Below are 23,509 nucleotides of genomic sequence, written 5' to 3'. Positions count from 1 at the left end.
AGGGGCGCTCGCATGGCGCGAGGCTGACATGACCCTGTCGCGTGGGCTAGCCTTCCGCACCCATGCGTCGCCCTTTCACCGCGCTGTTCCTCCTTCCCCTTTTTCTCACGGGGGTCGCCGCCTCCTGTGGCGACGACGATGGCGGGGGCGGGAGCGGCGCGGGTCCGACCACGACCTCCACCGGAACACCGGGGACCGGAGGGGATGGCGGGCAGGGCGGCGCGAGCGCGTGTGGCGGGTCGTCCGAGTGCAAGATCCACGTCGAAACCAGGCTCCCGCTCGGCGCCACCAACCCGCGCATCGCGGGCGAGTGGAACGGCTGGGAGCTGGAGACGGCGACCCCGCTCACCGTCACCGGCAGCGGCACCTACACGGCCGACCTCGAACTGCCACCCGGACTACACGCCTACAAGGTCATCTACGACAAGGGTGGGCAGACCCACTGGGAGCTCGACCCGGCCCAGGGACGGCGCAAGTACGTCGATGGCATCGAGAACTCCGCCGTCCAGGTGCGCGACTGCCGCGCCCCCACCCTGGCCGTCGACACCAGCACGCCCGCGCGCACGGCGCCGGGACAGGGCACGTACACCGCGAAGCTCGCCTACGTCGACGGCAGCGAAGGCGCCGGCCCCTCGCCCGAAGGCTTCGAGGCCACCCTGGAGCACGACGGCGAAGCCCGCGCCCTCGACGCCTCCGAGATCACCATCGACGAGAGCGGCAACGTCGCCATCCAGATCGCTGGCCTCGACGACGGCAAGTACCGCGTCGTCCTCCACCCCCGCACCCGCACTGGCTGCCAGGGCGAGCCCCTGCTTCTCGTCTTCTGGATCGAGGAAGAGGCGTTCTCCTGGAAGGACGCCCTCGTCTACATGGTCCTCACCGACCGCTACCGCGACGGCGACACCAGCAACAACGCCCCCGTCACCCCCCTCGCCGATCCACGCGGCGACTGGATGGGCGGCGACCTCATCGGCCTCACCCGCTCCATCGCCGAAGGAAAGCTCGACGCGCTGGGCATCCGCGCCATCTGGCTCACCCCCTTCCAGACCAACCCCGACGGCGCCTTCATGGCCGCCGACGGCGTGCACTACGTCACCGGCTACCACGGCTACTGGCCCATCAGCGCCCGCGAAGTCGACCCCCGCCTCGGCGGTGCCCAGGCCCTCCACGACCTCGTCCGCACCGCCCACGCGCACGGCATCCGCATCCTCCAGGACTACGTCATCAACCACGTCCACGCCGAGCACGAGTACGTGACCTCGCACCCCGAGTGGTTCCGCGAGGGCTGCATCTGCGGCACCGACGGCTGTGACTGGACGGAGAAGGCCCTCGAGTGCCGCTTCGCCGACTACATGCCCGACATCAACTTCTCGAACTCCGAGTCCGCCGCCGCCTTCATCGACGACGCCCTCTGGTGGCTCGACGAGTTCGATCTCGACGGCCTCCGCGTCGACGCCGTGAAGCACGTCGAAGAGGTCTCCACCCGGAACCTCGCCGCCGCCGTCCGCGAGAAGTTCGAGCCCGGCGGCACCCGCTACTTCCTCATGGGCGAGACCGCCATGGGCTGGAACGACTGCGCCGACCCCTGCAACGACCAGAACTACGACACCATCGCGAAGTACGTCGGCCCCCACGGCCTCGATGGCCAGTTCGACTTCGTCCTCTACCACGGCGTCGCCTACCAGACCTTCGCGTGGGGACAGCGCGGCATGCTCCACGCCGAATACTGGACGGAACAAGTCCTCGACCGATGGGGCCCTGACGCGATCATGACCCCGTACATCGGCAGCCACGACACGCCACGCTTCACTACCTACGCCAGCTACCGTGCCGAGGGAGAGCGCGGCATCCCTGGCAACCAGTGGAGCAACACCGCCGAGGCCCCCACCGACGACGAGCCCTACTGGCGCACCCGCATCGGCCTCGCCTGGGTGCTGAACCTCCCGGGCGCCCCGCTGCTCTACTACGGCGACGAGTACGGCCAGTGGGGCGGCGCCGACCCCAACAACCGCCTCATGTGGCGCACCGACGACCAGCTCGACGCCCGCGAAGCCGAGACCCTCGCCTTCGTCCGCAAGCTCGGCACCGCCCGCAAGAACCTCCTCCCCCTCCGCCGCGGTGACTACGTCTCCCTCGCCGCCACGGAGGACACCCTCATCTTCGGCCGCCGCATGGCCCCTGGCCAGGCCGCCATCGTCGCCCTCACCAGCGCTGCCGGCGGCGAGACCCTGAGCGCTCCCGTCCAGGGGACCCTCGGCTTCACCCCGGGCACCGTCCTCCACGACGCTCTCGGTGGTGCCAGCGTCACCGTCCAGGCCAACGGCACCATCGACGTCGCCGTCCCTGCCCGCAGCGCCAAGATCCTCGCCCCCTGACCCGTGCGTCGCTCGCCTGGAAGCACGTCGCTCACCTGGCAACACGTCGCTCGCCTGGCAACACGTCGCTCACCTGGCAACACGTCGCTCGCCTGGAAGCACGTCGCTCGCCTGGAAGCACGTCGCTCGCCTCGAAGCGTCGTGCTCGCTCTCGCGCTTCCACCCTTCGCGTTTGCGACCTGCCATGCTCCTGGCGACCCGGCGAGCCGAAGACCCATCCCCGTTGTCCCCCCCACGGCCTCCGCACCTTCTTGCGCATGACATGGCGCGCCGTGCTTTTCTGAGCCCATGGATGTCGAGCCCCAGCGCGCTGGTCGCCCATGACGATGGGCAGGAGGGAGCCGCGCGGCCTCGATCCGGGCGACGCGCCCCCGTCGACGGCTCGACCGGCGAGGACCCTCCAGCTCGGCGCGCACCACGTCGAGCTCGAAGACCCCGACACCTGCACCGTGCGCTTCGGTGGCGACCTCGACGAGCGCGACGTTGCCCTCATCCTCGACGCCTTTGAAGCCTTCGCCATCACCCGGGAGCGCGCCTACCTGCTCATCGACCTGGCCACCATCGGACGCATCACCCCCGGCGCTCGGCGTCTGAGCGGCATGCGCCAGCTCCCCCCGCAGTACGCCGGCCTCACCCTCTTCGGCGGCACCTTCGAGCAACAGCTCGTGGCCAAGCTCGCGACGATGGCCGGCTGGCTCCTGCGTGGTCGCGCCCTGGGCAAACCGAAGCCGGTCTGCGTCGACCGCGAGCGCGACGCCCGCGCCTGGGTGGCCGCGCAGCGAGCGAAGCGCTGAGGGGCCGCACGGCGAGCGAAGCGCTGAGGGAGCCCTGATGACTGCGCCCTCCGCGTCGTGCACCCCGACGCCCCGACGATCGAAGTCGCCACCCGGACGATGGTCGCAACGACCTCCGGCAGGTATCCTTCGAGCGAGCGGCCTTGGAAGGTGAACGGACATGAGCACCCGCCAGCGAGCGACACCCATCGCAGCGACCCTTCTCCTCGCCCTCGCGGCGTGCAGCCTTGTCATCGCGGCGTGCGGCGGTGACGTGAACGTCGAGCCCACCGGCGGCGAGTCGCCCACCACCGCGGGGCCTGGAGGCAGCGGAGGCGCAGGCGGCGCAGGCGGCGCAGGCGGCGATGACGGACAGATCCCGCTCGCGTGCCGGAGCAACTCGGGCGCCGACACCACCCTCGGCGTCATCTTCCATCTGGAGAACGGCGGCGACACCCCCGTCTACCTCCGGAACGACTGCGAGCGCGGCCTCCTCCGCATCGACGCGTGCCCCGACGGCGAGCCCCGGACGCTGTCCCTGTTCGCCTCGTGCAGCGCGGAGTGTTCCGCCGACCCCTATCCCGGCTGCACCCAGTGCGAACCCTGTGCGCCGACCGCGGCCGAGATCGGCCCCCAGACGGAGCACGCCGTGACGTGGAAGGGAACGTATTTCACCTTCGGCGCCGACGCCGAGAACTGCACCTGCCACAACACCCTCCAGGCGCCCGCCGCCCGCTACCTCCTCCGCGTCCCCGTCTATGCCACCGCGGCCGACGCCGAGCAGGACGTCGCTCCCCGCTGGGTCTCGGGCGACTTCGAGCTGCCCCAGGTTGGCGGCTCGATCACCCTCTCGCTCACCCCTCGAGCGACCCCCTGACCTGCGCCCACGCCCGTTCTGCCGACCCGGAAATCACACGGCACCCCTGCTGGGCGCGGTAGCCTCCCGGAGGCGTGATGTGCGCTCGGGCAGGAGGATGGACATGAAGAGCTTGCGACAAGCGGTCTCCGGCGTGGTGACACTCCTCCTGCTCGCCACGGCCTGCGACGGCTCCGTGGACGTCGATGGCCAGGGCGGCGGACTCACGGGCAGCGGCGGCAACGGCCCCAGCACCACCGGCGTCGGCGGCAGCGGCGGCCAAGGTGGCCAGCTCCCGCCCGAATGCCTCGGCGACACGGGCGGCGACCCCACCCTCGGCGTCACCTTCACGCTGACGAACCCTGGCGACACCCCGCTCTACCTGCGGGAAGAGTGCCACCTCCGCTACGACATCCTCGGTTGCGCCGACGGCTACACCCAGCGCCTCCCCGTGCACCCCCCGTGCGCCATCGCCTGCTCCGCCGAGCCTTCGCAGGACTGCATTTCCTGCATTCCCTGCTTGATGGCGGCCGAGGAACTCCCGCCTCGAGGCCAGCTCACGCGGGTGTGGAAAGGCCAGCTCCATCGCACCGATACCAACGCCGCCGGGTGTTTTTGCGTCGACACCTCGACCGCTCCTGCGGCCCGCTACCGCCTCCGCGTCCCCGTCTACGCCACGGCGGCCGACGCCGAGGAAGACGTCTCCCCCCGCTGGGTCTCGGTCGACTTCGAACTCCCCACGCTCGATGGTCCGATCGCCATCCCGCTCACGCCCTAGCCGCGCGCCTCGGCCCTCACGCCCTGCGCCTTGCCCTTGCGCAACCCTTCCGCCACGTTGGCCCGCGGAAAGAACACCGTGAGCACAGCGAGGAAGGAACCGGGCATCGGCGACCCATCCAGCGGCTACGAGGCCGTCGCCCCGGAGTTCGTACGGCGGCGAGCGTCATCGAGCATCGGTGTCGCCACGGTCCGAACGTGGGCTCGAACGCTCCCCCGAGGTGGGGCAATCCTCGACCTCGGCTGCGGAGCCGGCGTGCCCATTGCGGAGGCACTGATCGACGAAGGATTCGCAGTTCATGGAATCGATGGCTCGCCGACGCTGGCTGCGGCATTTCGTCGTCGGTTCCCTCATGCGCCTCTCGCCTGCGAAGCCATCGAGCACTCCCGTTTTTTCGAGCGAACATTCGACGGCGTGATCGCGGTGGGCTTGATGTTCCTGCTGCCCGCCGACGTGCAACGCGCCACCCTTCACAAGGTCGGGTTGGCATTGAATGCCGGCGGCAGGTTTCTGTTCACCTCCCCGGCGCAGAAGTGCGCCTGGACCGACGTGCTGACGGGCCGTCAATCGCTCTCCCTGGGGGCCGAGGAGTACAAGGCCGTCCTCTCGGACGCTGGCCTCATGTTGATGAGCGAGCACGACGATGAAGGCGAGAACCACTACTTCGACACATGCCGTTCACGTGGACCCTCGTCAGCCGCGGTCTGACGAGGCGGTGCGATGGTTGGACTGGCTCGAGTGTCGAAATGAAAAAGCGCCACGACCCGTCATGGGTGGCGCCCTCTTCGATGAAAAGGCGCCACGACCCGTCATGGGTGGCGCCCTCTTCGATGCGGTCTCGCCCTGCTTCTGCCAGGGCGGGCGTCAGCGCGCAGAATGCGTGACGCCCCTTCTGCTCATTGCGCGACCTGGTCCAGCAGGAAGTCCATGGCGGTGGTCGGCGAATCCACGTTGAATGCAGGGATGTCGGCGTCGAAGTCGGCGCCCACTGCGCCGGCGCGCTCCAGGAGCGTCCGGGCGTGGAGCGGGTGGTGCAAGAGATCGAAGCCCGGGTCGACCGGCGCGTTGTTGGCGCCCGTGTTGTTCACGAACGTGCCCGGATCGTCGGCGGACAGCAGGTCGAGCATGTCGACATCGGCGCGGTAGGCGACCAGCTCGGGCGTCTCGAGTGCGGCCCGGAGGGCGTTCGCGTTGTCGACCAGCGCGCCGTCGAGACCGTAGAACTGGACCACCATCTGCCGGAGCGCCGCCTGCCCGAGCAGAAGTTCGTTGGACACATAGGGGTACGTGCTGGCGAAGACGTCCGGCGCCCAGCGCATGACGTCGTACGTCGACTGCGTCGCCAGGGCCGCGGCGGCGCGCGGGCGGCTGCTCTCCTGCGCGATCCGATCCGCGCCCCCCGCGACGGCCATGTCGTCGTGGTACGCGAGCCACAAGCTGGTCCCGGCGCCCGCCGAGCTGCCGTACACCGCGACCCGGGCCGGGTCGACGTTGAACACGCCCGCCCAGCGCCGCACGAACTGCAGCGACCGCTGCGCATCCCGCAGGCTCTTGATCACCCCCTCCGTCTCCACGCCGGCCGCCTGGAGCAGCCGGTAATCCACCGTGATGAACGCCACCCCCTCACTCGTCACGCGCCGCAGCGCGCTCGCGTTCCCCGAGTAGGCCGACGTGCGGCTCCCGCCCACGAAGCCGCCCCCGTGGAAGAAGAAGATCGCGCCCGTCGGCGCGCTGGACTCGGGCAGGAACACGTCCATCACCTGCCGCGGATCGTCGCCATACGGGACCGCCTCGGCGAACTTCACCCCATCCGCCAGGTTGTCGACGGGCGGGTCGGTGAACGTCAGCTCGGGCGGCACCTCTGCGCTGCCGCCACCACTGCCGCCATCGCCGCCGTTCCCCCCGCTGCCACCGTCACCGCCCGTGCCGGCGCTCCCCCCGTCGCCTCCCGTACCGCCAGCCCCGCCGCTGGACGATTGCGAGCTGGTCGACGCGCCGCTGCCCCCACTGCCGTCGGTGTCCGAGCCTCCGCAGGCAGCCAGCGGCCCCAGGCCGAGGACGAGGACGAGCGGAAGCGATCGAAAGAAGATGCGCATGGTGGACCTTTCCCGAGCCGTGATCGAAGGAAGCTCGACGTTGCTGGCGCCCGGTACGCACACGATGCCGCGAGCGCGCCGCGCGCATGCAGGAGGCTACTGGCATCGTCCCGCGGCGACAACTCGGCTCACCCGCTGCTGCCTGGCGAAGCGAGCTGGTGCGCATGCCATGAGGATGAGAGCGGCAAGATGCACTGAGAGCCGATGGTGCGAGCTCTCCTCGCGGCTCCTGGCTGCTGCCCGGTGCGCGCCGTGGTGGACGCCTGGGGGTGAGGAACGCTGGCGATGCGAGGACCCCGCGCGCTACGCCAGCGTCGTCGGCGGCTGGCTACTCCTCGCTCGAAGCGCCGTCTTCGCCGTCGTCGATGTCGTCGTCGTCGTCGTCGCCTTCCTCGACCGACGCGGCCGTCCTGTCGCGCAGGAAGAACAGCGCCTGCGTCTTCTTGTCGCGCGGGAATGCCGCGCGGATCCGGTTCGCGACCTCGGAGTACACGTCGAGGAACTCCTCTTTGGCCAGGTTGCGCGCCGCGCGCGCCTGCGCGCTCTCTTCCAGCCCCGTCAGCCGCCCTTGCAATGCCGACTCGTAGCGCGTCCGCAGCACGTTGACCTTGTGCCGCTCGTCGACGGCCGCGGGGAAGATCGCCTCGACCTCCTTGTAGCGCCCCTCCAGCGCGCGCATCTCTTTCACTTGCGTGCCGCCCACCGGCTTGATGATCGGCGTCGTCCCATCAGGGAACAGCGTCTTCGCGATGCGCCCACCCGGCTTGCCATCGGCCAGCTCCGCCGCCCGGAGCCCCATGCGCACGGCTTGATCGGCGATGAGGTCGGTGTATTTGACCTCCACCCGCAGCATGACCATCGTCTTGACCTTGTCGCTGTAGACGACCTGACGCCCCATCAGGTTCGTCGTCGCCGCGTCGAGGTTATCGGCTAAGCCATTGAGCGGAGCGATGTGCGTGAATTTCCGGATCATTGCCTGCGTGTGCAAGCTCTTCAGCTCGCCCCGGTCGATCCTCGTCTTTCGATCGGGAAGTGACATGGGGAGATCTCTCCTTGCCGAACATGACGCCCACAGAGGGTGGGCCGTGCCTCGTGACTCCAGCGCCCCGACCAGAAGGGTGGGGGCGGCTTCAATCTGAACGGAGCGGACTGAGCCGTGTCAAGGGAGATTCTTCCAGCCTGACCACCTTCGCGCTGTTCTCGTGGTGGAGGGCCAGTTCGTGGGGCGGTCGCGCATCACAGGCGTGATTTCGGCCGTTGACGAGGTGCTACGGGGGGGCGCCTGGGCCACCGAAGCCGAAGGATGCCGGCGCGCGGGGGTCGAGCAAGCGGCGCGCTCGAACGGTGACGCTGGAATTCCTGCCAGACCATCCCCTGTCCTGACCCCCCGCGAGGTGTCCGCGAGCGGCGCGCAACGTTTCCGATGCCCTCGCGGGAGTTCCGCGGTGGTGCGCGCAGCGTTGCTGCCCGGTCGCCGGGAGTTCCGCGGTGGTGTCGGAAGCGTTGCTGCTCGGTCGCCGGGAGTTCCGCGGTGGTGCGCGCAGCGTTGCTGCCCGGTCGCCGGGAGTTCCGCGGTGGTGCGCGCAACGTTGCCGCCCGGTCGCCGGAAGTTCCGCTGTGGTGCGCGCAACGTTGCTGTCCGGTCGCCGGAAGTTCCGCTGTGGTGCGCGCAACGTTGCTGCGCACACGCGGATGGTCTGCGGGGTCATGGGCACGGTTGTGGGGCTCGTTCCGCTTCGGGCGCGACCCTTACCTCGCCGGGTCCACGCTGCTTGTCGAGCTCCGAAGCGATTGCATGTCACATGGAAACCTTCATCCATTGCATTCCCGCCTCGGAATGAAATCTGTCGCGCAGCGATAGCCAAGTGACTCTTGGATCTCCGTATCGAGGGAGCCGCATCGTGACGAGGCGGGACACGTCGATCGAGTAGGTTGCGAGGCACGTCTTACCGGGCTTCATCGGCCTGCCAGGAGATCGCGCGCCCATGCCGACACCGGCCTCACGCACTCAGCACGCCTTGCCCTCCGTATCGGGTTGTTCTTTCCCCTCGCAACGACGCCGTCCCCTCCCTCCAGCGTTGCTCCTCCTCATCGCCGTGCTCCTCGTCGGCGCGTGCAGCGACGCTGGCTCCCCCCTGGTCTGGACCAGCACCCCCCAGGCTCTCTGGGAGGCCTCGCCGATTCCGCCCATCCATCCGCTCCTGTGCCTCGGCCCCGACGAGGGTCCCACTCCCTTCCCGCCTGACCTCGCGCAGGGGACCACCACCGCGGCGGGGACCCTCCCAGGGAGCTTCTCGGTCACGAGCACGGGCGAGGCGACGTACACGATCCCGGTTCCCACGCTGCCTGGACGCGCGGGCATCGAGCCTTCGCTGGCGATCACCTACGACAGTGCGCAGGGGGAAGGACTGCTCGGGATCGGCTTCCACTTGCAGGGCCTCCCGTCGGTCGAGCGATGTCCGAGGAATGTGGCGCAGGATGGTCACATTGCGTCGGTCCGGGATGCCGAGGACGACGCCTTGTGCCTCGATGGGCAACGGCTCGTCCCCGTGGACCCGCAGCCAGGGCGCGTGGCGCGGGAGTACCGCACGTTCCCGGACAGCTTCACGCGGGTCGAGGCCGACTTTGCCGAGAGCGAAGGCTGGCCAGCGGAGCGTGGGCCGAAGCGGCTGCGGGCGCATAGTAAAGCGGGGCTGATCTACGAATACGGTGGAGAATCGTCGGGCCGGGTGCTCGCGCAGGAGGTGGTGCGGTCGTGGCTGCTGACGCGGCTCAGCGACCGGGATGGCAACACGATGGAGGTGGTCTACCGGAATGATCTCCACCCGAAGGGCTACACGGTCGAGCACGCGCCGCAGCGGATCACGTACACCGGGCACCCGAGCGTGCCGGCGTCGCGCACGGTGGAGTTCACGTATGGGCCGCTGGAGTCGGCGGACGTGCGCGTGCTCTATGCCCGCGGGATGGAGCTGCGCCGCTCGCTGAGCTTGCGCTCGATCCAGATGTTCGGGCCGGGGCAGGTGCTCGCGAGGGAGCTGCGCTTGGCGTATGGGCATGGGCCGGCGACGGGTCGCTTGCGGCTGGAGGCGGTCCGGGAGTGCGCAGGGGACGGGACGTGCAAGCCGCCGACGCGGTTCACCTGGCACACGGCCGGAGCGGCTGGGTACAGGCAGCAGCAGACGCCCGTGGGGATGCCGCTGTCGGAGCGTGGGACGCTGATGACGATGGACGTCAGCGGCGATGGCCTCGATGACGTGGTGACGTCCGACATGGTGGTGGAGGCCGGCGCGGAGCAGCCGATCACCCGCTGGTCGGTGGCGCTCAACCGGAGCCAGGAGCTGACGCCGGCGTTCTTCGAGGCAGCCGTCACGGGGCAGGAGCAGCCGCACTTCATCGACGCAGAGCCGCCGTACCAGCCGGAGCTGGGGACGCCGCTGGACTACGACCACGATGGCCGGATGGACCTGTTCCTGCACGATGTGTACGGGCAGGCGCTGACGTGGGAGGTGTTGCTGTCGGACGGGGATGGGACGTTCACGCGGCGGGATACGGGCATCCCTCGACCGTTCACGATGGGCATGACGCCGGCGGGATTGCGCAGCGCGGATGCGTCGGCGCACCTGGTGGATGTCGACGGCGATGGGATGGTGGACCTGCTCCAGTGCCACAGGAGCGCGCACGAACAGCTCTGGTACTTGCACCGCTGGACGGCAGCGGCGGAGGGCTTCGCGCCGCATGGAGATCGGGTGCATGCGCTGACGCCGTACCCGTGCCACGCCGAGCTGCACGCCGTCGACGTCGACGCCGACGGGCGGGTGGACCTGCTGATGCAGGAGCTGGTCCTCGTCGGCAGCCAGGTGCGGGCGGGGTCGCAGTACGTCGCCTTCTCGTACGAGCTGTTCGATGGATCGTGGACGCACACGCTGACGGGGCTGCGGCTGACGCCACCGGGGGACCGGGTGTTCTTCCTCGACGTCAATGGCGATGGGCTGCCCGATGCGGTGCAGAGCAGCCGGGACGATGAGCAGCTGTACACGTCGATGAATACCGGCACGAGCTTCGCGGCGCCGGTGCCAAGTCTGGCGACGCCAACGCTCGGGGCCGCGAGGTTCGTTCGCTTCGCGTCGGTGCTCGATCACAACGCCGATGGGCGGCAAGACCTGCTGCTGGCCATGGGCGACGGAGGCTCGGAATCGCTGCCCGCGTGGAAGGTGCTTCAAGCGACGGGGGAGGTCGGACCGGGGACATTCGAGATCGTCCATCCCGGGCTACCGATGGGGATCGTGCTCCAGCAGGACGAGCTGCCCACGCCCGACCATCCGCTCACACCACGGGTCACCGATGTGAACGGGGATGGGGCGCAGGATCTGCTCTATGCGTTCAACAACCAGGTCCATGTGTTCGAGAGCGTGCTCGGTCAGGAGGACCTGCTCGCGGCCGTGACCGACGGCATGAACGCGCATGACCCGGAGGACGCCGAGTACCTGCCCAACGTGCAGATCCGGTACGACCACCTGATCGATCGCGCGCGGACGACGGCGGGCTTCGAGGACACGACGGGAATCCCGTCACCCGAGCAGCGGACTTACCGAACCCTGGAGCACAGCGATGAGGACCAGTGCCGCTATCCGGTGCGGTGCGTGGTCGGCCATCGGCGGGTGGTGAGCGGCTATGTGCTCAACAATGGCGCGGATCGGCCGCGCACGTTCCAGGTGGTCTACCGCAACGGGCGCCACCATCGCCTGGGCCGAGGATTTCTGGGGTTCGGGACGAGGATCGTGCGTGACCTCGACACCGGCGCGGGCACGGCGGAGGTCTACGACAACGTCACGTTCGATGGGGCGTTCCAGGCCTTTCCCTTCCGAGGGCAGGTGCAGCGCTCGTGGCGCTGGAGCCCGAGCTTGCCGCTGGACGCGCACAGCGCAGAGCCAGTGTCGGTCGAGCTGCTGACTACCCGCAGCTATCCGGTGGTAATCCCTACGCAGACGGGGACGTACTTCACGCTCTCGCTCCTGGAGGGCAAGAGCCGTCATCAAGGCACGTTCTCGCCGGGGAGTGGAAAGACGCTCGAAGAAGCCGTGGGCGCTCTGGAAGGAGATCTCGCCTCGCGGATGAGCGACACGCTCCGCACCGTCAGCGACTTCGATCTCTACGGGAACATCCTCGCCGAGCAGACGCAGATCGACGGCGTCGACCTCGAACTCTCGGTGACGCGCAGCTTCGACAACGACCCGCTGTCCTGGCGTCTCGGCGAGCAGACGCGAGAGACGACGTGCAGCAAAGCGGGCGGTGAGACGCAGTGCCGGGTGATGCACCGGAGCTATGACGGGCGCGGCCATGTCCGCCTGGAGCGCGTCGGAGGAGAGCCCTTCGACCCCGAGATGCAGCTGGATGTCTGGTTCTCCCGCGACGCGCTGGGCAACATCCACAGCACCCGGTCGCGTGACGGCACAGGACAGGTACGGGCGACGTGCACCAGCTACGACGCGCTGGGGTTGACGCCCTATGCGCACCGTAACCTGGAGGGCCACCAGAGCTACACACGCTACGACCCAGCGCTGGGCGTGCTGCGGGCGTCGGTGGATCCCAACGGCCTGGTGAGCCGCTGGGCCTACGATGGCTTCGGGCGGGTGACGCTGGAGAGCCTCCCCGGACGCATGCCCACGATCATCCGGCGCACCTGGATGAAGGACGGAGGAGCGGCTGGTAACGCCTGGAACCTGAAGGTCCGTACCTCCTCGGTGGGAGGCCAGGACGAGACCGCGCAGTTCGATGGTCTCGGGCGTGAAGTGCGCTGGTGGTGGCAAGCGCTCGACGTGGGGGAAGAGCAAGCGCCGCGGATGATGCAGGAGGTCGCCTTCGATGCGCGGGGCGAGCACCTCGCCTGGCGCTCGCTGCCGATCGCGGAGCCCGCGCCACCAGGCTCGGTGCAGGTGCGAGAGAGGTGGCAGTACGACGGGATGGGCCGAGTGCTCCGGCACGTCACGCCATGGGGGGCGGAGACGACGCACGAGTACATCGGGCGGGACGAGGTCATCACCGCGCCTGGGCAAGCGGTCACCCGCATCGCCACCGATCCGCTCGGGAGGCCCACGGCAGTGGGTGATCCCGAAGGTGGCGTCACCCGGTACACCTACGGTCCCTTCGGGGGGCTGCGCGAGGTGACCACACCCGCTGGTGCCGTGACGCTGACCGAGCGGGATGCATTTGGCCGCGTGCGACGGCAGGTGAGCCCGGACCGGGGAGTCTCTACTGCGCACTACGATGGTTATGGGCAGAAGATCTCATCGCTCGACGCGGCAGGACGCGCGGTCACGACCCGCTACGACACGCTGGGTCGGATTTTCAGGCAGGTCGACGAAGACGGCGTCACCGAGTTCCGTTGGGATGACGCGCAGCATGGAGTGGGTCAGCTCGCGCTGGTGGTCAGCCCCGATGGGCATCGGCTGCGCTACGGCTTTGACCACCTCGGGCGACCAATGACGACGACGCTGGAGATCGGAGGGGAAAGCTTCACCAGCCGGCTGTCTTATGATCTGAGCGGCCGGCTCAAGCGGATCGAGTACCCGAGCGCGCCGGGGATCGGCAGCTTCGCCGTCGAGCGGGAGTACGATCCTCACGGGCGGCTGCGGGCGCTGAAGGATGCGGGGTCGGGGGCGGAGTTCTGGCGAGCCACCGCGATCGATGCGGGGAATCGCATCACGGGGGAGCGCTTCGGTGGGGGGACCGCCACCACGCTCCGCACGTTCGACGCGGCACGGGAGCGGGTGAGTCGGATCGAGACGCAGGCGGCGGGGGGGCATGTCCAGGAGCTCTCGTACCTCTGGAACGATCGCCGCAAGCTCGTCGAGCGCTCCGATGGCCTCCACGCCAACGTCGAGCGCTTTCGTTACGACCTGCTGGACCGGCTGACGTGCGCGCAGTTCGGGCTGATCAATGCTGCCCTCTGCGAGCGACCGTTCACCTACGGACCCGACGGTAACCTGCTCCAGAAGCCCGGCGTCGGTGCCTACGAGTACGACCCCGCGCAGCCCCACGCTGTCGTCCGAGCTGGTAGCGCTTTCTACGGCTACGACGCCGTCGGCAACCAGACGTCACGACCGGGCGCGACGATCGCGTACTCCGCATTCGATCTGCCGAAGCGGATCACGCTCACCAGCGGCGACACCGTCGACTTCGCGTACGACGGCCTCCAGCAGCGGGTGCGCAAGACCACGGCGACGCAGGAGATCGTCTCCTTCGGCGAGCTGTACGAGCGCGTGACCGATGTCGTCACGGGAGCCGTCGAGCATCGCTACCACGTGCGCAACGACGAGCGCGTCGTCACGCTGGTGCGACGCTCGATCGCGCAAGGCACCCGCACGCTGCATGTCCATGTCGACCACCTCGGGTCGATCGATGTGCTCACCGATGGCGTGACCGGGAGCGTCGCCGAGCAGCGCAGCTACGATGCCTTCGGGGCGCCGCGCCATCCCGACTGGGGCTCGGGTCAGCCACCGTCACCCCACGAGCTGTCCTCGCTTGGCTTCACCGGGCACGAGGCCGACCTCGACCTCGGCCTCGTGAACATGAAGGGGAGGATCTACGACCCGAAGCTCGGACGGTTCCTCACGCCAGATCCACTCGTGCCGCGGCCCCTCTTCGGGCAGAGCTGGAATAGCTATTCGTACGTGCTCAACAGCCCGCTGTCGCTGGTCGATCCGAGCGGGTTCCAAGAACAGCCACCTGCGACAGAGGACGGCTGCTCGCAGGGCTGCACCGTCTGGGTATTCGGTCCCCCGCGCGAGCCGAAGCCACCCGCGCCGCCCAAGGTCGTCGAGGGCAACCTGGAGGAAGCCGCGGGCGCCGGTTCGACGCAGGCGCCGGTCGACGTCGGGACCTCCGGGGTCCGTAGCGGGTGGAGTCCGCAGCTCCCAGCCACACTGCAGACGCTAGCCCGTGGCGACGCCATCGCTAGGCGCATCATGGATGGCGTCCGCCTCGGGATGACCAGGATGCTGCTGGAGTCCGCCAAGCTCGGCATCCTGGGTGGTACCAGCCGCGTCTACGTCGCCTACACCACCCTCACCGCCGCCTGGAATGGCTATAAAGAGAGTGGGATCCCTGGCGCCCTCGATGCCGTCAATCCCGCCAGCCAGATGGTCGAAGCCGGCGTGGAGGCTTACGAAGCCGCCGCCGCCGAGGATTGGGAGTCCGCGGGCGCCAGCTTGTTCAAGGCGGGCTCGATCGGGATGTCGATCCTGGCGACGGCTGTTGGCGTCGGGGGCGCCGTCACGGCCACCGTCGGGTCGACGGCGAAAGCGGCGGGCAGGACGGGGAGGGTGGCGGGCGGAGCGAAACGCGGCCCCAAAATCGACTCCGCCGCGCCGCATAACGCCAGGATTCGTGCGGAAGCGGACGCCCTTGAGGCTACTGGCAACAAAGTGGTGGCGGGGGGAGGCCGCGAAAAGGAACGGTTGATCTTGACTCCGGGAGGCCATAAGTCAGGGCGTCGACCAGACATTCTCTACGAGACGCCCGACGGTGCGCTACGTGGGCGCAATGTGGGACGAACAAGAACGGATGGAACTCCCGTCAGACGTGAGATCGAGGCGCTTGACGATCTGAACGGCCCAGGCGGGCTGCCCACGGACTTCGTCCCATATGATCGATAGGATCCGATGTCATCGATTTCTATTCAGTTCTACGCAATGCCTGATGAGAACAACGACTTCGTAAGAAGGTGGATGGAAAGCGAAGGGCTGCATGCAGCAGCGATCGAATATCATCCGTTTGCTGTGCTGCCGATCGCACGAGAAGCCGCAGACGAAGGCGTGCAGTGTGAGGGGGGTCGGCGGTTGGTCTTTGCTGAGCGACCCATCGATTGCTCGGCGTCGAGCAACACGCAGTTGCTCGACAAGAACGAGGGAGTACTGGTGCTCGACATTGGCCGCCTGGGACCTTTCGGTCTGACCGAGAGCCATCTCAAAACGTCTCAATCGACAGCCCGCTGGCGCAAAATCGCGGCTGACATCAAGAAAAACACCGAGGCCGGCATGGTGGGTGTAAATGAGCAGAGTGGTGCGACCGCGGAGTACCGATCGCTTCGCTATACCAACGGAGCCGCGACGTTGGCGGCATCCGGCACACCCCTGCGCCCATTCGAGCAGTCTCCGGTGCGCCTGCGCACTGGACGGTGAAGATCGCACAGCCGTCGCGTATTTCAGGCTTACCTGGACGTAGAGACCCCAGATCGTCGGTTCGACGATACGTGGTGACAACGGACGACGTGACCGGCAGCGTCGCCGAGCGCCGCAGCTACGACGCCTTCGGCGCGCCGCGCCATCCCGACTGGGGCTCGGGCCAGCCGCCATCACCCCACGAGCTGTCCTCCTTGGGCTTCACCGGGCATGTGGCCGACCTCGACCTCGGCCTCGTGAACATGAAGGGGCGCATCTACGACCCGAAGCTCGGACGGTTCCTCACGCCAGATCCGCTCGTGCCGCGGCCTTGCTTCGGGCAGAGCTGGAACGGCTACTCGTACGTGCTCAACAGCCCGCTGTCGCTGGTCGATCCGAGTCGGTTTCAGGAGCAGCCACCTGCAACGGAAGGTGGCTGCTCGCAAGGCTGCACCATCTGGGTCTTCGGTCCTCCCCGCGAGCCGAAACCACCCGAGCCGCCCAAGGTCGTCGAGGGGACCCTGGAGGAAGCTGCCGCGGTGGTGCCGGCAGCGTTGCTGCACGGTCGCCGTAAGTTCCGCGGTGGTGCGTGCAACGTTGCTGCGCGCGCGGATGGTCTGCGGGGGGCCGGGAAGTCACCCTGCCCGTCACGCCCTGCTGCGCGATTCTCGAGCGATTCACGAGCGGGGGGGCTGGGTGGGAGCGATGATGGGAGGGAGGCGCCTCGGGAGCGCGGGCTGGAGGCTGAAGGGGCGCGCTGGTGTGTGCGGTTTCCCCATCTCGGAGTGATGAAATGGAGATGCGCTTCAGCGAAGGTGATCGGCAGATTCTCGAACAGCTCGTCGCTGATCCGACGTGCACGCCGTCGTTCGACATCATGAGATCATGCCTCGTGTGGTTGGACGAGGCACATGTTCACATCGGCAAAGAAGGGTACAAGCTGCTCATCGATCTTTGGATCGTCCGTGGCTACATCCACAGAGGCATCCCACCTGAGCGATGGGAACTCGATCCTGTCTACTTTCAAGATGTCTGGCGCAATGCTCTCAGGGATATCCCTGGATGGATCGGCTTCAAGCGCCTCACGCTATCCAGCGAGGATCGAGCGTTGCTGGAGAGGAGCTTGAAGGAAGCTGCCAGAGGGATCGGGTACTGAAGTGCAATGCCGTGTCTCGAACCCGAGGTTCGTCGAGAGACATCGAGGAGAACCGAGTCTCACATGAAGTATGTCAATCCAGAGCCCGTGGAGCGGGAGCGAGCCGAAGAGCTGCTTCAGCATGGCTCGGTGGAGCAGATCGAGGAGACGCTCGTCGCCATCACGTTGAGTGGTGAGGACTGGAGATGGGTGCAGGAGAAGTGCTTCCAGTGCTCACGCCACCCGGAGTGGGCGGTGCGAGCCATGTCGGCGGTCTGCTTTGGCCATCTGGCTCGAATTCATCGCACGCTGGACCTCGCAAGGGTTCTTCCACGCCTCGAAGAGTTGAGCAAAGACCCGAGGACGGCTGATTATGTGGAGAATGCTCTGAGCGACATCGAGATCTTCATGGGCAAAAGAAAGCGTAATCAATGACAGAGCGGAATGGCCAGAGTGCGAACCCGTGCCCAGGCTCGTTCGGAGGCAGCAGCAGGAGCGCAGATGGGCGTGCACTGGCTGTGGTCGCATCAATCCACGACCACGAACCGCGAAGTTTCCCCTCGTTCTTCGACGTCGTGGCCACGCACGATCCTCGTTGCCAGACGGTCCACGGATGGACCAAGGAAGGATGATGAAGGAAACCGCGTACTTGCTCGGTCACAGCGCCACGGAGGAGCAGCGTCTGAGGCGACAGACGCAGGAGCTCTCGGCGGAGGCGAGCTGGCTCTTCGATCAGCTCGACATTCCTGCGGGGGCTCGCGTGATCGACCTGGGGTGTGGCCCGAGCGGCGTGCTGGAGGATCTCTCTGCCCGTGTGGGCTCAGCGGGCACGGTGGTGGGGCTCGAACGCAGTGGCGACACGGTCGCGCTGGCGCGCGCCTTCATGGCCGAACGCGGCCTGCACAACGTCACGCTGGTCGAGGGGGACGCCCGAGCGACGGGGCTGCCGCATGGCTCGTTCGATCTCGTCCACGCGCGTCTCGTGCTGGTCAATGTGCCGCGACCCGAGGAGATCGTCCGTGAGATGGTCGCGCTGGCGCGTCCGGGCGGGATGGTCGCCAGCCATGAAGCCGACTACTCGTCGCATCGCTGTGACCCGCCGTGCGAAGCGTGGGACCGGCTCCTCGACGTTTACCAGGAGAACTCGCGTGATGGCGGCATCGACCCATTCCTGGGTCGCCGCACCCACCGCATGTTCCGCGAGGCGGGGCTGACCGACATCCAGGTCCGGCCGCTCGTGCACGTGTATCCCCCGGGTCACTCACGTCGCGACATCTTCGTTCGCTTCATCGAGAACGTGCGCCCTGCGCTGATCGAGGGGGGCAGGATCGAGGCAAAGGAGCTGGACGCGCTGCTCGCGACGGTCGTGGCCCACCTGGCGCGCGAAGACGTGCTCGTCATCTCGCACCTGTTCTTCCAGGTCTGGGGACGAAAGGCCGAGGCTGCATCCTCGTAGCCACGCCCACGGGGGCGCCGCTGGGGGCCGCCACCCGCGATTCATCGCTGACACCTGGAGCTCGTCGCGGTGGGGTCGTCGGTCTCGTCTCGACCGGGGGGGCGTGGGTGAAGACGCAGGTGCTGAGACGCGATAGGCTTCCTGTCGTTCTTGAACTTGCTTGACGAGGAAACCCCCATGCATTCACCGCGACGTCGCAATCCGCTCTTTCTCGCATCCCTTGCACTTGCTGCCCTGCCCATCTCGCTCCTCGCGGCGGCAGGGTGCGGTTCGTCCGTGAATCCCGGGGACGGCGACGGGGAAGGAGGGGGAGCTGGCGGCCCAGGGGAGGAGATTCCGCCCGAGTGCCGGGTCGAGGCGGAGCCCGGCCTCACCTACGGGGTGACGTTCAACTTCGAGAATGGTGGGGACTCGCCCGTCTACCTGTGGGAGGACTGCAACCTCCGCTACGAGATCTCGGCGTGCGCCGACGGGTACAGCGAGCCGCTCGCCGTGCATGCTTCGTGCAGTCTGGAGTGCACCAACGCCCCCTCTCAGGGCTGCATCGCGTGTGCTCCGTGCTTGCAGAGCGCGGAGGTGGTCCAACCTCAGGAGACCGTGCCCGTGGGCTGGAGTGGGAAGCACTTCCGGTTCGGCACCAGCTCTGCAGGTTGTTCCTGCCACGACACGTTCACGGCTCCCGCAGCGCGCTACCGCCTGCGCATCCCCGTCTTTGCGTCGGCGGAAGATGCCGAGGCGAACGTCTCGCCCCGCTGGGTCTCGGTCGATTTCGAGCTGGGCACGAGAAACGTCGTGGTCCCCGTGCCGCTCGCGCCGTGACGCCTGCGCCAGGCTCTCGAGGGCTTCGCAAGCTTGCTCAGGAAAGGGAACCTCCATGCATTCAAGGCGGCGATCCACGGTGATCTTCTCGTCTGGGCCCCTGTCGTCCCTGGCTCTGTCGACCACGCTCTTCGCGGTGACGGCCTGCGGGGCCGCCGTGGAGACCGGCGGCGTCGTGGGTGGCAGCGGTGGTGCTGGAGGGGCCGGAGGGGCCGGAGGGCAAGGCGGCGAGGTCCCGCCTGCTTGCAGGATCGAGGCGGAGGGACCCTACGGCTCCGGCGTGACGTTCAGCTTCGACAACGCCGGGGATACGCCCGTGTACCTGTCGAAGAGCTGCGAACTCCAGTACGAGATCTCGGCGTGCGCCGACGGCTACACCAAGCCTCTGTTCGTGCACGCCACCTGCACTCAGGAGTGCGCGAGCGGTTCCCCCCAGGGGTGTCGCGCGTGCGCTCCGTGCTCGCAGAGCGCGGAGATGATCGCGCCCCACAAGGAAGTGCGGGTGGCATGGAGCGGCAAGCACTTCACCTTCGGCAACGACGCCACGGGCTGCTCCTGCCACAACACGATCGCCGCCCCTTCTGCACGCTATCGCCTCCGCGTCCCCGTCCATGCCTCGGCAGCCGACGCCGAGGCGAACGTCTCGCCCCGCTGGGTCTCGGTCGATTTCGAGCTGCGCATGACCGCCGCGGTGATCCTCGTGCCGCTCGCGCCCTGACGGGGCTGGCACCCTCACCCCGCGTCCCGAAAGGTCTCAGCTCTGCTGCGGTGCTGGAGGGGTGAAATAATCTCGTCGTCCGGGATAAGCTCGCCTGGAACTCAGCCTTCCGGGAGGGATGTCCATGCATTCACGACGAGACGAGCCCACACTTTCCGTCACGCTGCTGTCGATCGTCGCCGTGTTATGTGCGGCGCTGAGTGGCGCGGCCTGCGCGGACGCCGAGGAGATGCCGGACGGCAGTGCAGGAACGGAAAGTGGCGGAGCCAGCAGTGGGGGCGGGGAAATCCCGGTCGACGAGATGCCGCCGGAATGCAGGCTGCCCGAGGAGCAGGACCCGAAGCGCGGGATCGAGATCCGGCTGGAGAACGCCTCCGACACGCCTGTGTACATGTTCATGGATTGCCTCGGCCGGTACGAGATCACCTCGTGCGCCGATGGCTACACCAAGCCCCTCGAGGTTCACGAGGGGTGCAGGGTGGACTGCGCCTTCGAGCCCGTCGATGTCTGTGGCTCGTGCCAGAGGTGCATCGGCAGCGTGAGTGAAATCACGCCAGGAAGGCCGAGGTTGCTCTTCTGGGGTGGGATTCACTACCACGCCTCCGAGCGACCGAGCGGTTGTCCCTGCTACAAGCCGCTCACCTTCCCCGGCGGCCGCTATCGGTTTCGCGTCCCCGTTTACATGTCGGAGCACGACGCCTTTGCGGGTCTCTCGCCGAGGTGGGTCTCGGCCGATTTCACCCTGCCGTTGATCGGCGGGTGGCTGAGCGTACCGGTGGCTCCCTGAGCCGCCTCGACCCCTTTCGCCCTCCGTTTGCGTCAGGGGTGACCGCGTCGTGCGTCGTCGCTCTCAGCCGGGGGCCATCACGGCCTTCGGCTCCAGGTAGGCCTCCAGGCCGTAGGTGCCGAACTCGCGCCCCAGGCCGGACTGCTTGAAGCCGCCGAAGGGCGCGTGCGGCTCGTCGAAGAGGCCGTTGATGAAGACGCGGCCGGCGACGAGGCGCTGGGCGACGCGGTGGGCGCGCTCGGGGTCACCACCGCTGACGTAGGCCTGGAGGCCGTAGTCGGTGTCGTTGGCGATGCGGATGGCGTCCTCGTCGTCCTTGAAGGTCAGCACGGAGAGGACCGGGCCGAAGATCTCTTCGCGGGCGATGCGCATGTCGTTCGTGACGCCGGTGAACACGGTGGGTCGGGGGAAGTAGCCGGCTTCGAGGCCAGGGGGCGGGCCCTCGCCGCCGATGAGCAGCTCGGCGCCCTCCTCGATGCCGAGGCGGATGTAGCCCTGCACGCGCTCGTACTGCTTCTGGGTGACCAGGGGGCCGATCTGGGTCGCGGCGTCGCCAGGGGGGCCGACGCGGACGGCGGAGACGGCCTGGACGAGGAGGCGCTTGGCCTCGTCGAGGCGGCCCTCGGGGACGAGGAGGCGGGTGCCGGCGAGGCAGGCCTGGCCGCTGTTCATGAAGGCGCTCATCACGGCGAGGGGGATGGCCTGCGCGAAGTCGGCGTCGTCGAGGAGCACGTTCGGGGACTTGCCACCGAGTTCCAGGGTGACGCGCTTCATGGTCTCGGCGGCGCCGCGGGCGATGGTCTTGCCGACGGCGGTGGAGCCGGTGAAGGAGATCTTGCCGATGTCGGGGTGGCGGGTGAGTTCGGTGCCGACGACGTCGCCGCGGCCGTTCACGATGTTGAACAGGCCCGGGGGCAGCTCGGCGGCGTGGAAGCACTCGGTCAGGATCTGGGTCTGGCAGGCGCTCAGCTCACTCGGCTTGATGACGGCGGTGCTGCCCGCGGCGAGGGCCATGGCGAGCTTGCTGCACACGAAGGCGGCGCTGGCGTTCCAGGGCGTGATGATGCCGACGACGCCGAGGGGATCCATGTGCACCGTCGCTTTGCCCGCGGGGCGGACGAACTGGAACGACTGCATCACCTCGGTGGCGTGGGGGAAGGCGTCGATGGCGCGGCGGATGATGTCCTCGCAGAAGAAGCGGGTGCCGCCGAACTCCTCGATCATCACCTCGACGAGATCGCGGGAGCGGGCGCGCACGGCGTCGTGCAGGCGCTTCAGGTAGGTGGCGCGCTCTTCCAGGGTCGAGCGGTCGTAGGTGGCGTAGGCGGTCTTGGCGGCGGCGATGGCGTCGCGGGTGTCGTGCTCGTCGCCCAGGGTGACGACGCCGAGGACCTCCCTGGTGGAGGGGTTGACGAGCTGCATCGTCTCGGTGCCGTGAGGATCGACGAACCTGCCATTCACGTAGATCTGATGAATTCGCTTCATGGCTCTGTCCTTTCTTCGCGTGTGGCGTGGAACTTCTCGGGATCGGGGCGGCTTCGCTGGCGCTTGACGTCCTGGAGGGGCGGGGAGCCGAACAGGCGTCGGTACTCGCGGCTGAACTGCGAGGGGCTCTCGTACCCGACGCGGTAGGCCGCGCCGCCGGCGTCGACGCCGCCCATCAGGAGCAGGCGCCGCGCTTCGTGCAGGCGGAGCTGCTTCTGGAACTGCAAGGGGCCCATGGTGGTGGCGGCCTTGAACTTGTGCTGGAGGCTGGAGACGCTCATGTGGCTCGCGCGGGCGAGGGCCTCGATGCGCAGTGGCTCGTCGAAGTGGTCCTTGAGCCAGGCGATGGCGCGCTCGATGCGCAGGTCCTTCTGGAGGATGCAGCGGACGAGGGTCGGGCCGAGGGGGCCGCGGAGGAGGCGGTAGAGGACCTCCCGCTTGGCGCTGGCAGCGAGGAAGTCGGTGTCCTGCGGGTCGTCGAGGAGCTGGAGGAGGCGGAGCACGCTGCGCTGCAGGGCCGCGTCGGCGTCGCCGATGAACACGGAGGGGCCCGGTACCAGCGTCTCGTCGAGGAGTTGCAGCCTGGCCTCGACGATGATGGCAGCGAGTTCTTTGGGCGTGAGGGTGATGCGGAGGCCGATGTAGGGGGCGGGTCTCGAGGCGCGGGTGATCTGCCCGGAGGTCGGGAAGTCCATCACGGAGACGACGTAGCTGCCGGGGCCGTAGTCGAAGGTGCGTGTGGCGATGTGGAGCCGCTTCTCTCCCTGCACGACGAGGCAGAGGGAGGGATCGAGGATGCCGTGGCTGGTGGTCGTCGTGCGGGACGAGCGGATGAGCGACAGGAACGGGATGGCGGTGGTGGTGAAGCCGTCGGTGGCCGTGAGGCGCGAGGCCCGGTGGAGGATCTCGTCGTGGATGCCCGCTGTGGGGCCAGGCTGGGCGCGTTCGGGGGTCATGGGGCTCGCCTCGTCGGTGCCTGCGTGGAAGGTAATTGCCGGGGGGAGAGCCCGGTTGCCGGATTGCGCAAGAGGATTGCCTGATCCTGCAAGAGGCGCGTCCGACGAGCGCGCGAG

The 23,509-nt window shown here is 68.1% G+C and carries 18 protein-coding genes; 14 read left to right on the top strand and 4 right to left on the bottom strand.

All coding sequences use genetic code 11. The annotated features are described in order from the left end of the window. Positions 1-62 precede the first annotated feature (62 nt). From CMC5_RS34110 to CMC5_RS34090, 5 genes are all read left to right on the top strand, one after another. Positions 63-2,375: an alpha-amylase family glycosyl hydrolase gene (locus CMC5_RS34110; protein WP_050434316.1), complete on the top strand. Its 2,313-nt coding sequence runs from the start codon at positions 63-65 to the stop codon at positions 2,373-2,375. 320 nt (positions 2,376-2,695) lie between these two features. Continuing rightward, positions 2,696-3,169, top strand: coding sequence for an STAS/SEC14 domain-containing protein (locus CMC5_RS45315; protein ID WP_050434315.1), 474 nt, complete (start codon positions 2,696-2,698; stop codon positions 3,167-3,169). 160 nt (positions 3,170-3,329) lie between these two features. Then, entirely contained in the window at positions 3,330-4,025 is a 696-nt protein-coding gene (locus CMC5_RS45310; RefSeq protein ID WP_050434314.1) for a hypothetical protein, read from the top strand. A gap of 103 nt (positions 4,026-4,128) precedes the next feature. After that, positions 4,129-4,782, top strand: a complete 654-nt coding sequence (locus tag CMC5_RS34095) for a hypothetical protein (RefSeq protein ID WP_156339070.1) — start codon at positions 4,129-4,131, stop codon at positions 4,780-4,782. A gap of 78 nt (positions 4,783-4,860) precedes the next feature. After that, positions 4,861-5,490 carry a class I SAM-dependent DNA methyltransferase gene (locus tag CMC5_RS34090; RefSeq protein ID WP_082363046.1) on the top strand — a complete coding sequence of 210 codons (630 nt, stop codon included), beginning with the start codon at positions 4,861-4,863 and terminating at the stop codon, positions 5,488-5,490. A gap of 188 nt (positions 5,491-5,678) precedes the next feature. Here CMC5_RS34090 and CMC5_RS34085 read toward each other — a convergent pair whose 3' ends face one another. Both CMC5_RS34085 and CMC5_RS34080 read right to left on the bottom strand, forming a co-directional pair. Beyond that, positions 5,679-6,878, bottom strand: a complete 1,200-nt coding sequence (locus CMC5_RS34085; protein WP_050434312.1) for an alpha/beta hydrolase — start codon at positions 6,876-6,878, stop codon at positions 5,679-5,681. A 328-nt stretch (positions 6,879-7,206) separates the two neighbouring features. After that, positions 7,207-7,917: a hypothetical protein gene (locus tag CMC5_RS34080; protein ID WP_050434311.1), complete on the bottom strand. Its 711-nt coding sequence runs from the start codon at positions 7,915-7,917 to the stop codon at positions 7,207-7,209. 946 nt (positions 7,918-8,863) lie between these two features. On the opposite strand from CMC5_RS34080, the gene CMC5_RS34075 reads away from it, so the two are divergent. The 9 genes from CMC5_RS34075 (at position 8,864) to CMC5_RS34035 (ending at position 20,951) form a co-directional block, all read left to right on the top strand. Beyond that, on the top strand, positions 8,864-15,532 hold the full coding sequence (locus CMC5_RS34075; RefSeq protein ID WP_082363044.1) for an FG-GAP-like repeat-containing protein: 6,669 nt from the start codon (positions 8,864-8,866) through the stop codon (positions 15,530-15,532). Positions 15,533-15,538: 6 nt separating this feature from the next. Next, positions 15,539-16,057 (top strand): hypothetical protein, encoded by a 519-nt coding sequence (locus CMC5_RS34070; RefSeq protein ID WP_156339069.1) that lies wholly within the window; start codon positions 15,539-15,541, stop codon positions 16,055-16,057. A 74-nt stretch (positions 16,058-16,131) separates the two neighbouring features. Then, the gene (locus CMC5_RS34065) at positions 16,132-16,917 is read left to right on the top strand and encodes an RHS repeat domain-containing protein (protein ID WP_169796741.1); all 786 of its coding nucleotides are present in this window, start codon (positions 16,132-16,134) and stop codon (positions 16,915-16,917) included. An 11-nt stretch (positions 16,918-16,928) separates the two neighbouring features. Further along, positions 16,929-17,192, top strand: coding sequence for a hypothetical protein (locus tag CMC5_RS34060; RefSeq protein ID WP_169796740.1), 264 nt, complete (start codon positions 16,929-16,931; stop codon positions 17,190-17,192). Between the two features lie 63 nt (positions 17,193-17,255). Next, on the top strand, positions 17,256-17,606 hold the full coding sequence (locus CMC5_RS34055; RefSeq protein WP_050434306.1) for a hypothetical protein: 351 nt from the start codon (positions 17,256-17,258) through the stop codon (positions 17,604-17,606). Positions 17,607-17,799: 193 nt separating this feature from the next. Next, positions 17,800-18,627: a methyltransferase domain-containing protein gene (locus CMC5_RS34050; protein WP_245677982.1), complete on the top strand. Its 828-nt coding sequence runs from the start codon at positions 17,800-17,802 to the stop codon at positions 18,625-18,627. Between the two features lie 177 nt (positions 18,628-18,804). Beyond that, a complete protein-coding gene (locus tag CMC5_RS34045) occupies positions 18,805-19,446 on the top strand; it encodes a hypothetical protein (protein WP_050434305.1) in 642 nt (213 codons plus the stop codon). Between the two features lie 79 nt (positions 19,447-19,525). Next, entirely contained in the window at positions 19,526-20,164 is a 639-nt protein-coding gene (locus tag CMC5_RS34040; protein ID WP_050434304.1) for a hypothetical protein, read from the top strand. Between the two features lie 181 nt (positions 20,165-20,345). Beyond that, positions 20,346-20,951, top strand: coding sequence for a hypothetical protein (locus CMC5_RS34035; RefSeq protein WP_156339067.1), 606 nt, complete (start codon positions 20,346-20,348; stop codon positions 20,949-20,951). A 63-nt stretch (positions 20,952-21,014) separates the two neighbouring features. Here the strand turns inward: CMC5_RS34035 and CMC5_RS34030 are convergent, their stop codons facing one another. Further along, the gene (locus CMC5_RS34030; RefSeq protein WP_050434302.1) at positions 21,015-22,436 is read right to left on the bottom strand and encodes an aldehyde dehydrogenase family protein; all 1,422 of its coding nucleotides are present in this window, start codon (positions 22,434-22,436) and stop codon (positions 21,015-21,017) included. Next, positions 22,433-23,392: an AraC family transcriptional regulator gene (locus CMC5_RS34025; RefSeq protein WP_050434301.1), complete on the bottom strand. Its 960-nt coding sequence runs from the start codon at positions 23,390-23,392 to the stop codon at positions 22,433-22,435. Before CMC5_RS34025 ends, CMC5_RS34030 begins: the two co-directional genes overlap by 4 nt. Positions 23,393-23,509 lie beyond the last annotated feature (117 nt).

Origin of the sequence: Chondromyces crocatus (assembly GCF_001189295.1) — a bacterium.
In the GTDB taxonomy this organism is placed as follows: Bacteria; Myxococcota_A; Polyangia; order Polyangiales; family Polyangiaceae; genus Chondromyces; species Chondromyces crocatus.
The sequence above is the reverse complement of the archived record's forward strand: the minus strand, read 5'-3'. Positions and strand labels throughout refer to the sequence as shown.